Origin of the sequence: Halomonas chromatireducens, assembly GCF_001545155.1 — a bacterium.
Taxonomy (GTDB): Bacteria; Pseudomonadota; Gammaproteobacteria; order Pseudomonadales; family Halomonadaceae; genus Halomonas; species Halomonas chromatireducens.
The window spans coordinates 3459193-3471581 of sequence record NZ_CP014226.1 but is presented as its reverse complement, the minus strand read 5'-3'; the positions used below and the strand labels follow the sequence as shown (position 1 = coordinate 3471581).

Below are 12389 nucleotides of genomic sequence, written 5' to 3'. Positions count from 1 at the left end.
GGATCAAAGTCCCAGCTCGACGGACTGGCTGGGCGCCACCTGGAAGGTCTTGCTCCGCTCACCCTCCTGAGTCACCACCACCAACTCGTACTCACCTACGTCCAGCTCGATGGATGCGTCATCCACCCGTCCCCGGGCGACTTCGCTCCCATCACTGTCCAGTACCCGCCAGGTGGCCGCCAAGGCCTGGGACAGGCCGGCAATCAACTCATCGCCGTCTTGGCTATCGAAGTACTCGCCGCCGCCACGGGCGGCAAAGCGCTCGAACTCGGCCTGAAGGCCGATCTCGTCGATATGGAAGCCGACGATATTGAGGCGCACGTCCACCCCCTCCTCGATCAGTGCCTCCACGGAGGCGGCCACATCCCCGTCACAGGTCTCCTCACCGTCGGTAAGCATCACCACCAGGCGAGGCTGACCCGCGAAATCGGAAAGGTCATCGAGTACGGCATCCAGCGAGGCGGCCAACGGCGTACGTGCCAGGTTGATGGCCTGGATACCTGAGACCACTTCGCGCACCTCGTCGTGATTATCCGCACGGGGCTCGACCAGCAGCTCGGTCTCGCAGCTATGGGGCTCGGTATGGCCGTAGGCACGCAGCGCAACCGGCACCTGCTCCGGAATGCGCTCGTCCAGGGTCTGCTGAACGATACGCCGCGCCACCTCGATGCGCCGCCCGCCCTCCATCTGTCGCAGCATGGAGCCCGAGGCATCGAAGATCAGATGCACCACTCCGCCGGCCACCGCCGGCTGTTCGGGGTCGGCGCTGATCACCCTCAGGCTGCCGGGCTCGGGTGGCTCCTGGTAGCGCCGCTCCACCGCCAGCGCGAACTCGCTGGGCTGGCGCAGCTCACGCATGCCCGCCTCGAAGCCGCGAATCAGGTCGGTACGATCCACGGTATAGCGATAGCGCCCATCGGCGATCTGGGCCCAGCTAAGCATCTGGTTCTGGTACCAGCGATTCACCTCGGTGTCCCGGCTGGAACCATGGGTGATCTCCAGGGTGAAGACCCGCGGGCGAACCCGGGCCAGAGTCTCCCAGGCCTCCAGGTCGCGACCGGTCTGCTCGGCATCGGTAATCAGGAAGATCGCCCGCTGCCCCTCCCGCTGGGCCAGGGCGCGGCTGGCCAGTTCGAGGGCGGGCTCCGAATTCGAGCTATTGAAGTCGTCGTCATAGGCGGCGAGGGTCTGGGCAACCTGGGAAGGGTGGTCAGCCCAGCCATTGATCAGCAGGGGGCCTCCCAGGGGCAGCATGTTGAATACCTCCTTGCCGGGCTCCAACCCCTCGGCGAAGCGGTTCAGTGCCTGGTAGATCGCCGGCTGGTGCTCGGAAATACTGCCGCTGCCATCCCACAGGAAAACGATGGAGCGCGGCGGCTCGCTGACCGTGAGACGATAATCCCCGGCAGGGATATCCACCGCCTCGGCCTGACGGCGCCCCCCGCCGACCGATGACCAGTCGAGAGGCACCGTTTCACCATCGGCATTGCTGAGGGTGACCACGAGGCGATCCCGAGCCGGCTCCTCGAGCTCGAAGGCCAGGGTATTGTCCGGTGCATCAAGGCTCACCCGATAATGACGGGTATCCCCCGGCTCATCGACCCGCCCCACCACTCGATCCGCCAGGGAATAGGGGGCCTCGGCGTGGCTATCGGAGTCCTCGATCTCTCGCACCCTGAGGCCGTCACCGCCCTGCTCCACTTCCAGCGGCCCACGAGGCTTGTCCAGTCCCCAGTGGCCGAGAACCGAACGACCGCTGCCCAGGGCATCGGCCTCGAAGGCCTGCAGGGCCTCGGGAATCCGCCAGCTGGCTCGGCGCTCGTCCTCGGGCACGGCGGGCTCATCGAATACCAGGCGCAGGTAGCGAGCCCGCGGCGCGTCAGGCAGCGAGAGAATTGCCTGACCCTCTCCGTCACGCTCCAGGGTCCAGTCGGCCCGGTGCTCCCAGGGGCCCACCGGTGACTCGAGGGAGGTGTATACCGAAACCTCCTCCACCGGCAGGCCGTCCCAGTCGAGGTTCTCGATCCAGCGCAGTTCGTCGATCCGCGCCGCCCGATGCTGGAGGAAGGCGAAGACCATCTCGATGCGCTCGTCACTGATACGCTGTCCCCGACGCACCCCGCGCTCGCCGGTCACGCCTCGATGGGTGTAGCGCTGCCCCTGGAAGCCATAGAGGCTGTCGATATCCGGCAGGGTGTATAGCCAGTGCCCGCCCAGGTCGCGATCCAGCAGGTCATGACGCCGTTCGGCCAGCTCTCCGGAAGGCTCCCCAAGCACACGCAGCTCGCCGCTGCCATGGCGGGAGCGTCGGCGCTCGCCCTCTTCGAGGAAGATCGCCAGAGGGCGCAGCTGTACGTAGCGCGCCTCAACCGGGGCATCAAGGGGGAAGAACTGCTCGCCGTCACGGCTGTCCAGCTCGACGGTCATCCGGGTCTCCAGCGTATCCCGGGACTCGCCCAAGGCGATCTCGACCTTCCGCCAGCGGTAGCTATGCTCATGCAGCGAGCGCTGATTGAAGGCCAGGCCATGCACCTTGCCCCCTTCACCGGCAAGGCGGATCGGCGGCAAGGCCTCACCGGGGTCGGCGTCGACCTCGATGGAGCTGGCGGCACTGGCCATACCGTCGATCAGGAAGTGCCCGTCACTGGCGAGGCCAGCCAGGTCACTGTCCGGCTCGCCGCTCTCGGCGTCGACGAAGTGCGCCCCCAGGGCACTCCAGGCCAGGTCGACCATTCCATCGAGCGATTCGGGGACGGGGAGCGCCGGTTGCGGATCCAGCGCCGCCATCGACGGGTCCACTATCAGATCATGCCGCACACTGTGCTCGCCCACCGCCACGAAGAGCGACAGGGGATCGCTCTCCAGCATCTCGGGCGGCAGGGTCCAGGTCAGGGGTACTTCACGCCCCTCCCCGGGGGCCAGGGAGAGTGACTCGGGCAACCCGTCGAGCGACCAGCCCGAATGGCTGGCGTGGGCCTTCAGGGGCAGCGTCAGGGATTCCTCTCCCTCATTGCGGACCGTCAGGCGGGCCTCGAGGCGCTGGGCATGGGGCAGGAAGGGTGGGAGGCGAGCGCTCTCACTTTCCAGCTCGGCAGTGATGGGCGCCGTCTCCGGTGTGTACGGCTGCGCCGGGTCCTCCAGCGTGAGGCTGCTCATGCGACGACTGATGGACGCCCAGAGGTACCACTGCTCGCCTGCCGGCACGGTCACCGCATAGCGGCGCCGCTCGTCTGTCTCCTCGATCTCGAGCTCATCGCCCTTGGCATTCACGAAGCGGACTCGATCGCCGAGGCTCCGTGCCTCGACATGCAGGGTACGCGCCTGCTCGGTGACGGGAAGTCGCAGATAGCCCTCTGGATCATCCACGCCGCCCGTCTCTTCATCGATAACCCCGTCCCTGGGGACCAGGGGCGCCTGCTCGAGATTCCGCACCAGCCCCACCGCACCCTGATGGTGCCAGGGATCGCCGATGTCCAGCCGGACGCGGTAGGGTTCCTGGGAGGGGCCATCCCCGACGAGCCTCAACGTATAGTCCCCGGGGGGCAGCCTCCGACTGATGCGCGCGGCCTCCTCAAGGTCGAGGGTGCGCAGTACCTCATTTCCCTGCCAGAACAGCCGGGCCTCGAGGCGCCCTTCCGACGGCGGCTCGACATCCAGCACCAGGCGGTTCTCGCCGGGCAGATGAAAGTGAAAATGGTCCGCGTCATCCTCGCTGTGGAAATGTCCCTCGACGGATTCGCCCAGCCATAGCGGATTGGCCTCCTCGGGCGTGTCGTTGGGCTCCATCTCCCTGCCGGGCTGGGGCCGACCCAGCGGCTCGGCCTGGAGGCGATAATCGGTATTTTCCCCCTCGATACGCACCTGGTAACGACCCGGCAGCAGGCGCACCGGGCTCAAGCGCCGCTGCTGCAGCGGGTCACCGCGGCGAGACTGCCTGCTGTCGAGGAAGGGGCGGCGATCACCATCACGGTAAAGGGCCAGGCGCTCGAGTGGATCGCCCTCCGCCAGGAATTCCCAAACCTGGGTCTCACCTCCGACCAGCAACTCGAACCAGGCGGTATCGCCGCTTTCTAGCCGGCCCTGGCGGACGACTCCGGGTCTCAGCACCGCGGCCCAGTCACGCTGGTCATTGGGTTCGCTCACCCAGCCGTCCCGATCCGGCAGTTCCGTCTCGCTCAGCCGCACCTCGGTGGGCACAGGGCCATCGGCGCGCCGGGACAATCTCAATTGCAGCAGGTAGTCGCCAGCGGGAAGCTGCATCTGGGCGAACAGCGCCTCGGCAGGCCCCTCTCGGCACACCGGGTCGCGGTCGTCATGGCGACTGAGACAAACATCGATATCGCGGTCAGTATCGCCAATCACGTCCAGGGTCTGGCCGGGCGCTGACTCATCCAGGCTGAAGGCCAGGTAGTGGCGCTGGCGGGGAATCAGATCCAGCGTCACGGCTTCGCCGAGGGCAAACCACAGAGCCTCCTCTTCCGAGGTGGCCACGGCCTCCGGTTCCGCCTCCATCGTCTCCTGCGCCTCCGGGTCATCGTCTCGCGGCGCGGGACGCTGGCCGTCTTCCTCCAGCTCCAGCCCCACGCGCCCGATGGCATCTCCCTGCGGGTTACGTAGGTGCAGGCGCCCTCCCCCGGCGAGATCCAGGCGGCTCCACTGCTGCTGCACTGGGGAGTCGCCGTGTACTTCGGCGAGTCGTTCACCGGTGTCACTCTCGATCCAGGCCTCCAGCGACACGCCCAGCTCGCCGAGCAGATCGAGTCGCCACAGGTATTCGGCCGCCTCATCCTCCGGCACCAGAGGGATGGCATGTTCGGCGACATCAAGGTGGAAGAACCACAGCCGCCCGGGGGTCACTTCCAGGTCATCGGCCTCGTCGGGGCCAACCTGGCCGCGGATGCGCATGCGCCCCGCCTCGGTCAAGGTCAACTGATACTCACCGCCCTCCCCTTGGGGCAGGAAGCTCACAAGATGCTCCCCTGGCGGGACGATCAGTTGCTGGCGATGCCGCCTCGGCTGGTCGGCGCTGATGCCGAGACTGAGCAACTCCGTCGTCTCGTCGGCACTCTCTTCGGGCTCTGCGGCACCGAATTCGGCCACCCCGCTCGGCTCCGGCTCTTCCACGGCGGGCCAGAAAAAACGTGCCTCGATACCGTCCGGCGAATCACCCTGCAGCTCGAGTTGCCAGAGACGGTCCGTTTCGGCATCGTCCAGCACCCAGCGGAACATGTCGCGATCATCGCTCGACACCTCGCCCACCAGGCGGGCTTCACCACGGAACGATTGGGCTTGCTCGGGGGTATCGTTGGGCTCCTCCTCGAAGACCATCCTGGGGAAGGCTTCCGTGCCATCCACCATCAGGAGTGCCAGCAGGCAGGTGGTAGTTGCCGCAATCTTTTTCACTGACGCGCCCCTCTTACCTTTTACTGCGGGCGCCCCACTTACGCATCAGAGAGGATTAACGTTAGACGCCCATGAGGTTTCATTTTTGTAATTCATGGTTTCTAGTAGTTACTAACTAGACAGCCTAGAACAACCATGACCGGGCTGTACCCGTTCATACAGACGGGACAAGGCATCAAGTCGATGAAAGGTGGCAAGGCGGGCCTGGCTCAGACCCGTCTTCCATCGCCATCAGAATGAGGCCAGGGCCGTCTCGGCAACGGGGCTGAAGTCCGGATCACCCAACGCGGCAACGCGCTCCAGAAACGCCAGCCACTCGGCCTTTTCGTCCGGTTCGCTGGCGAACCTGCCGGGCTGGGCAAGCATTGGCTGGGTGTAGGGCGCCACCGGGAAGGGATAGCTCTCGGGCTTGTCCCCGGCGAACACCGTGGGCTCGTAGAGCGCGATGACGCCGGCAACGGTGTTTTGCTGGAGATCGAACAGCGGGGTGCCGCCGCGGCTCAGGTGTGGCCCAAGGTAATCCATGTCCAGCACCGGACTTGCGATGGCCTTGCCCATGACCACCGATGCCAGTTCACGGGTTATGGTGCGCTCCAGGCCCCGGGTCATGCCGCTTTCAATGGCAAGCGCGGAGGCGGGATGCATCGACCAGTCCGTGACGTGGTCGTCGAAATCCTCGGCGACCAGGCGGACCACGACCGTTGCGTGCTCGGCCAGGCGCATGACATGCCATAGCATCATCCCCGGACCCTCGGCATCCTCTTCATCACGGCTGCGCCAGACCAGGTCCATGAGGTGGGCGAGATAAGCCTCACCGTAGAGATCCGCCATCCGCGGGGAGCTGCTGTTCAGTACCTGCGAGACCGTGTCCTTGAAGTCCGCCGAGGCGGAGTCATCCTGCATTGTGGACAGCAGCGGATCGATGACAGCGGTGAAGTCCGACACCTTGTGGGTTGTCAGAAACTCCATCTGCGCCGCGAGTGCACCGGTGCCATGCAGGGTGGACGGTGCGCCGTCCATGAGGTCCTTCATCCGCCGGGTGTAGAGCGCCTTGGCCGCCTGCCGTTCAGTCGATGTCTCGGCCCCGAGAGGCCGCGGTGGGTGAACAGCATCGGCTCGCGGTAGCGGCGCTCGCGGCCCGGCCCCAAACACCGGCCGTCGCGTATCGTAGCTACCGCGATGTCGCAGCTCACCCCGGCCAGTTCGGCCGCCCGCGCCTTCCACTGCGATGTCAGTGTAAACGGCACCAGCGCAGGGCGGGTGTCGGTGACAGCCAAGCCAAACTGCCGGGCGATGTCGTAGCCGAAGCCGGTCGCCCCCATGGTGGGAATCGAAAGGCCGCCGCAGGCCACCACCACGGCACCGGTCTCGATACGGCCCAGTGATGTCAGCACTTGCATCCCCTCCCCCCGCCGCTCGACCCCCTCCACCGAGCACTGCAGGCGAATATCGACCCCGGCCCAGTCGCACTCGGTGAGCAGGACCCGCAGGATCTCCTTGGCGGAATCGGCACAGAACAGCTGGCCCGGGGCCTTTTCCACGTAGTCGACCCCATGGCGTTCTACCAACTCCACGAAGTGCTCGGGGCGGTAGCGCTTCAGCGCGGAAATGCAGAAATGCGGATTGCCGGAGAAGAAGTTCGCCGGAGCTGTCGCCAGGTTGGTAAAGTTGCAGCGCCCCCCGCCGGACATGAGGATCTTCTTGCCGGCCTTGTTGGCATGGTCGACGACCAGCACCCGCCGCCCGCCGTAACCGGCCGTCAGCGCACACATCAGCCCGGCGGCCCCCGCCCCGATCACCACCACGTCATAGGTCATGCGCTCAGTCTCCCAGCCGCTGGTGCTAGAGGGCGAGCATTGTAACAGGGATGCCTTGCCTTCCTCACGAATCGGGCTTTTCACTTTCCAAAGTCAATTTGGCCGTCTAGGCTAAGTAAGCGCAGCAACAAATTGAAACAATGGTACGTATATTACATTTCAGAACAAGGGAAGATTTTTCAGCTGGCTTAACGTCTTAGAGAAATCCTGGGCGTGAAGTCTTGCTATATAAATTAATCTGCTGTCGGAAAGAATGCTTCAATAAAAATTAAAATAAAACTAATTTAGTAAAATAGCATATAGATGAGCTTCGAGCGAGAGCAGGGGGAGCCATGATTGTACATGAGTATGTGCTTATCGTTGTTCGAAACGTTCAAGGGCAGACCGACAGTGACTTTCACCATGCCTTGAAACAGGAAGGCTATCGCACCGAGGTCGTTGTAGCCGGCCAGGACCCCGTCCCTATCATGCAGGACAGACCACCCATTGCTGTCTGTTTTCAATTTGATTATCCGGATTTTTCCGGACTCACCAGCCTACGCGAAACGAAACAGGCCGCGCCCTCCGTCCCCCTGCTGATGATCACCCAGGCCCACTCAGAACACCTTGCCGTATGGGCCTTCCGCGCCAGGGTCTGGGACTACCTGGTCGAGCCTGTCGATACACAGCGGTTTATAGAGGTAATGGCCAAGCTATACAGGGTGCGCTTGCCGGGCAAGACTATCAATGCCGGCATCCCGCCCCACAGGAGCATGCCGCAGGAAAGGGAAGTGGTGGAAATCGATAACAGCATTCCCCACGAAGCCCGACTCCACTGTTCGGCGGCAGGCGATGAACAGGCCCGCCTTCAGCGAGCGATTTCCTATATCGACCAGAACCTGCACCGCAGGATTGCCCAGCAAGAAATGGCGACACTTTGTGGGCTGAGTGCCTTCCAGTTCAGCCGCTTCTTCAAGCGGCTGACCGGGATCACCTTTCAGGAATACCTGCTTCACCGTCGCATCAATGAGGCCATGCGGCTGCTGGCCAATCCCAAGGTGTCCATCACCGACGTCTGTTTTACCGTGGGCTTTCGCGACCTCTCCTATTTTACTCGCACCTTTCAGCGCTATGTGGGGAAGCCCCCTTCGCGCTACCGGCTCGAAGCGACTCAGTCCACCCACCCCACAGACACCCAGGCAGCCGGTCCAATGCCCACAGACAAGGCCGGGGAGGCCGCACTCATTGCGACATTGCCGGCATTGCCTGACCCCATCAAGCCCATCGGCCCATAAGCCGCCACTTCACATTGCAGGCAGCGTACATAAAGGACCCCACAACGGGGTCCTTCGAAGGAAGAGCGCAGCGTTCAATCCACCAATACCGGTATTCGCGCCAGGATGCCGAAGTTCTCGCCGCCGGTCTGCCCCTTGGGTTCATGGAAGCTACAACTCGGCAAGAAATAGATGCTCTTCTGACGCCAGCCGGTCTGCTGCGGCTCCGAGCTCCAGTACGCCAGATCACCGTTGGGCTTTTGCAGATTAAAAGTTTCGACGAAGCTATCCCAGCGCTCTGCCCCGCTGGTACTGGCGCTGCTCCAGGTACCGGGCGAAACGCCGTCACTGTCCTCCGGCGGCAGTTCCATCTGCTGCGGGGCCCGCTGGTCGATCTGGTTGGCCTGGTCGATGATCCAGACGATATTCACGGTCACAGCGCCCACCAGAGGATTGCTTGGGGCCACGCCATCTTCGCAGTCGATCACCGGCAGCGTCAGCGACCATACCGTTTCCTTGCCGGTCTCCTCCACCCAGCAGTCGTAGAGTGCCTGGAAAGCCGACTGCACCTGACCGTTATTGGTCGAAATGTCTTCCCCAAACCGCATCTCGTCCGGATTACCTTCACCGCAAACCAGTTGTTTCAACTCATTGGCATTAGTCGCCCCGCTCTCGTCGTGCTGGAAATTGGTCCAGCCACCGGTCTGGTCGCCCTCGGGAATAAAGCGACCGACACTGCAGGAATAGTTGCCTGAGGGGTCCACCAGCGCTTGCCGGCACATAGCAATGGGCTGGTCAGTGTCTTTCGGACGCAGCCGGCCGGCAAAACCGATATAGGCCACCGAACGCGCCGACACGTCGTAGCCCTCGAAGCCGAAGATACGCCCAAAGAAGGCCTCCACCTGGGTCTGCTGCCGAGCCGTGACCACTTCCACAGCATTGATGAACGGATTGAATGGGTCGTACTCGTCCAGCTCAGCGGTCGACTTCTCGAACAGGTCTACTGGATCCAGGGAATCATTCGGGGTGAAGGTGCGGGTCGCGAAGCTCCAATGGCCACGCAGGGCACTGACGACTTCCGACGCGGAATTCTGGCTGTTGTTGGCTTGAGCGGCATCGGTGGCAATCTGGTTGGCACCGGGATTGACCGAGCTGCCGTCCTGAGTATAGAGCATCCTGGCCCCCGCCAGGGAGCCGGCATCGGCGGCGTTATGTAATTCATTTTTGGCGACAAAAAGGTTGCCGCCGTCCACCGACAGGGCGGTAAAGCCCAATAGCATGAACAATGCCAGGGCGAACAGGACGATGGAGACACCGCGCTGATGGCCGGGTGAGCCGTGGCGCCAGCCACCGCGCCGTATAGGGATAGACGTTTTCATGGCTATTCCGCTCGCATGGTAGTGGTGGCAGAGAGACCCAGGATGCCGCCCAGGGTGCCAACAAAACTCGGCAGCAACAGGAACTGGTAGGGGTAATCCACCGTAACGATCAGGCTATCGCCAGCCTGCACAGAGTTTCCATTGGGTCGTTCGATTGTGATTGCCATTTCGGCCGGGCCGCCCAGGGAGATCAGATACTGCTCGGCGTAGATTCGAATGGCCTCTTCGATGGCGTTATCCTCGGCAGAAATATCCCTGGGGTCAGGTCGAAAGAGAATACCGGTTCTCGCCCCCTCGCGGCTGGCATTGGTCAGCGTCGCCTTGTCATACAAGGCAACGCTGAACTCGATGATGCCGAATAGCAGGATAAACAGCAGCGTGGCGGAGATGGCGAATTCGACGGTTTCACTCCCCTGCTGCCTGCGCAGCGATCTCAGCTGCCCCCTCTGCTTGCGTGCCTGGCATTTCATGATCAATACCCTCCACAGCGGGCACCGCTCGTCAGTTGGGCCTGCTCGCTCCGCCGTTGCGTCGCAGCAGGCTGTCGAGATTGCGCGCGTTCTCGCTGGCGGTTATGTAGTAGGCCGGTGATAGCCGCATGGCCTCCTCGAAAAAGCCCATGGCATCCTGGTAGCGTCCTTCCAGCATCGAGATGTAGCCGATATCGTTGTAGGCCTTGGCCCGGTCGCCGTTTCGCGCCACCGCCTCGATCGCAGTTTCGTGGTCACCCTCCCGGGCGTAGACCAGCCCCAGATTGCGCCATGCCAGCTCGTAGCTGGGGTTGGCACTTACCGCGGCGCGCAGCGACTGCCGGGCCCCCGGCAAGTCGCCGGCCAGGTAGCGTGAATAGCCCAGGTTGTTGAGCACCAGCGGCGTGCCGGGGCTCGCCGACAGTGCCTTTTCGTAGTGGCTCCCGGCCAGGCTGTGCTCGCCGCGGATGTCGGCGATTACTCCCAGGGCGTTGTGCGCCTGCCAGGGAGAGTTGCGCCCGTTGGCGATGGGAGCCAGGTGGCGTTCGGCACCGTCGTAGTCGCGTTGCTGCAACAGCAGGACACCCAACGCCGTGCCGGCGCCCACGTGGCTCGGCTCGATCTCGAGCGCCCAGCGATAGGCATTCTGGGCCAGGTCTTGATTGCCGCGCCCGTGGTGGATGATGCCGACCCGATAAAGCGGATCGGCCTGGGGCCGCCGCTCCATGCGCAGGCCGCGCAGGTACTCGAACAGCGCCCTATCGGCGTCACCGGCGCGAAGGGCCGCCTCGCCGTTGCGATAGGCCTCTGCCGGCGAGGCGACCGGAAAGGCGGTGCCATAGGCCAAGGAGGAGCCGTCATCCCCCAGCGGGCCGTAGAGGTCCGAGTTCACACCGTTTTGCTGAGCCGTGCTGGCACAGCCGCTCAGTGCCAGCGCCGCCAAGGCGATACAGGAGAGGTACTTGCATTTCATGGCTGATGCTCCCTGAATGACCGCTATCGTGATGATTAACGGTGTCGTGATACTTCGTTGTCGTTATTAGTGTTCCTGCCGGTTCAGCGGCCGGCCAGGGCCGCCGCCGCCCCCAGCAATGGCGGTCCCATTGCAACCAACAAGAAGCTGGGAAAAACGCAGAAGATAAGCGGAAAGAGCATCTTGGTGCTGACCTTGGCCGCCTGCTCTTCGGCCTCCTGGGTGCGCTTGTCGCGCAGCTCGGCCGCGTAGATGCGCAGGGTCATGGCGATACTGGTGCCAAAACGCATGCTCTGCAGCAGGGTGGTCACCAGGCCACGGATATCCTCCACGCCGGTACGCTCTTCCAGGTCGCGCAGCGCCGCCTTGTTGTCCATGCCGGCACGGGTCTGCAGACCGAACAGGTGCAACTCGTCGGCCAGTTCCGGGTGGCTCACTTCCAGGTCCCGGGCCACACGCTGAATGGCGGCGCCCAGGCCCAGGCCCGCCTCGCTGCAGACCACCAGCAGGTCCAGGGCGTCGGGCAGGCCGCGCCGCAACTGCAGGGTGCGGCGCTTGATGGCCCGCTCCAGCCAGAAGCGCGGCAGCAGATAGCCGGCAATCGCCACGGCTATCACGATAATTACGCTGACAGCGGGATCAATGCGCACGAAGGGAATGACCAGCAGCGCCAGCGTCAGCGCGGGCACCACCGTCAGCAGCAGGCGCACCCCGTAGAAGACATTCACCGCCCCCGGCGAGCGCTTGCCGGCACGGCGCATCTCGCGGGCAATACGGCTCTTGGCCTCCTCTTCACTGGGCACCAGCCGCTCACCCATGGGACCCAGCCACTGGCCCAGGCCCGACGCCCCGGCCGTGGCGGTTTCGCCACCTGCCTCCAGGCGCCGCAGGCGACGGCGCAGTGGGTCCGAGGTGCCCATGACCAGCAGCATCAGTGCCACCATCAAGGCAAAGATTGCCAGTCCCAGCAGGGCGGCAAAGCCCAGTTGAACCATCTGGGGGTCCTGCAGTCGCTCACTGAGCGGCTCGAACCAGAGCGCCATGCTTTCCATGTCCTGCCCTCCTCACTCAACACGCTGACTCATAACGCTCGT

At 63.8% G+C, this 12389-nt stretch carries 7 protein-coding genes and 1 pseudogene; 1 reads left to right on the top strand and 7 read right to left on the bottom strand.

The features are described from left to right. Positions 1-3: 3 nt before the first annotated feature. From LOKO_RS16060 to LOKO_RS16050, 3 genes and pseudogenes are all read right to left on the bottom strand, one after another. Positions 4-5403, bottom strand: coding sequence for a VWA domain-containing protein (locus LOKO_RS16060; protein ID WP_066451626.1), 5400 nt, complete (start codon positions 5401-5403; stop codon positions 4-6). Positions 5404-5634: 231 nt separating this feature from the next. Then, positions 5635-6423, bottom strand: a complete 789-nt coding sequence (locus LOKO_RS16055; RefSeq protein ID WP_144439688.1) for a hypothetical protein — start codon at positions 6421-6423, stop codon at positions 5635-5637. Between the two features lie 59 nt (positions 6424-6482). Then, a pseudogene (locus tag LOKO_RS16050) lies at positions 6483-7220 on the bottom strand (BaiN/RdsA family NAD(P)/FAD-dependent oxidoreductase); the annotation flags it as partial. 332 nt (positions 7221-7552) lie between these two features. On the opposite strand from LOKO_RS16050, the gene LOKO_RS16040 reads away from it, so the two are divergent. Further along, entirely contained in the window at positions 7553-8494 is a 942-nt protein-coding gene (locus tag LOKO_RS16040; RefSeq protein WP_083517634.1) for a helix-turn-helix transcriptional regulator, read from the top strand. Positions 8495-8568: 74 nt separating this feature from the next. Here LOKO_RS16040 and LOKO_RS16035 read toward each other — a convergent pair whose 3' ends face one another. From LOKO_RS16035 to LOKO_RS16020, 4 genes are all read right to left on the bottom strand, one after another. Beyond that, positions 8569-9852 carry a TadG family pilus assembly protein gene (locus LOKO_RS16035; RefSeq protein ID WP_066451619.1) on the bottom strand — a complete coding sequence of 428 codons (1284 nt, stop codon included), beginning with the start codon at positions 9850-9852 and terminating at the stop codon, positions 8569-8571. A 2-nt stretch (positions 9853-9854) separates the two neighbouring features. Beyond that, positions 9855-10322 (bottom strand): TadE/TadG family type IV pilus assembly protein, encoded by a 468-nt coding sequence (locus tag LOKO_RS16030; protein ID WP_066451615.1) that lies wholly within the window; start codon positions 10320-10322, stop codon positions 9855-9857. Between the two features lie 31 nt (positions 10323-10353). Next, on the bottom strand, positions 10354-11295 hold the full coding sequence (locus LOKO_RS16025; protein ID WP_083517633.1) for a tetratricopeptide repeat protein: 942 nt from the start codon (positions 11293-11295) through the stop codon (positions 10354-10356). Between the two features lie 83 nt (positions 11296-11378). After that, on the bottom strand, positions 11379-12347 hold the full coding sequence (locus tag LOKO_RS16020) for a type II secretion system F family protein (RefSeq protein WP_066451613.1): 969 nt from the start codon (positions 12345-12347) through the stop codon (positions 11379-11381). Positions 12348-12389 lie beyond the last annotated feature (42 nt).